We start from the raw sequence: 777 nt of genomic DNA, 5'->3' as shown, positions 1-777 counted from the left end.
GTGCAGGTGTGCTCGTTCGAGGCAGACAAGCCCTCGGCCTATTAGTACCGGTCCGCTGCACGCCTTGCGGCGCTTCCACGTCCGGCCTATCAACCCAGTAGTCTGCTGGGGGCCTTACCCCCTCAAGGGGGTGGGAGACCTCATCTCGAAGCAGGCTTCCCGCTTAGATGCTTTCAGCGGTTATCCCTTCCGAACGTAGCCAACCAGCCATGCACCTGGCGGTACAACTGGCACACCAGAGGTTCGTCCGTCCCGGTCCTCTCGTACTAGGGACAGCCCTTCCCAAGTCTCCAACGCGCGCAGCGGATAGGGACCGAACTGTCTCACGACGTTCTAAACCCAGCTCGCGTACCGCTTTAATGGGCGAACAGCCCAACCCTTGGGACCTACTCCAGCCCCAGGATGCGACGAGCCGACATCGAGGTGCCAAACCTTGCCGTCGATATGGACTCTTGGGCAAGATCAGCCTGTTATCCCCGGGGTACCTTTTATCCGTTGAGCGACGGCGCTTCCACATGCCACCGCCGGATCACTAGTCCCAGCTTTCGCTCCTGCTCGACCTGTCGGTCTCACAGTCAAGCCCCCTTGTGCACTTGCACTCGACACCTGGTTGCCGACCAGGCTGAGGGAACCTTTGGGCGCCTCCGTTACCTTTTAGGAGGCAACCGCCCCAGTTAAACTACCCACCAGACACTGTCCCTGACCCCGATCAGGGGCCCAGGTTAGACAGCCAGCACGGCCAGAGTGGTATTTCAACGGCGCCTCCACCCTGACTGG

1 rRNA gene is annotated in these 777 nt (G+C 60.7%); it reads right to left on the bottom strand.

The window, feature by feature from the left end:
* Positions 1-21 precede the first annotated feature (21 nt).
* Positions 22-777, bottom strand: a 23S ribosomal RNA gene (locus G9H71_RS22915); the annotation flags it as partial.

The sequence above is a fragment of the Motilibacter deserti genome (genome assembly GCF_011250635.1).
Classification (GTDB): Bacteria; Actinomycetota; Actinomycetes; order Motilibacterales; family Motilibacteraceae; genus Motilibacter_A; species Motilibacter_A deserti.
This window is presented reverse-complemented; position numbering and strand designations above follow the sequence as displayed.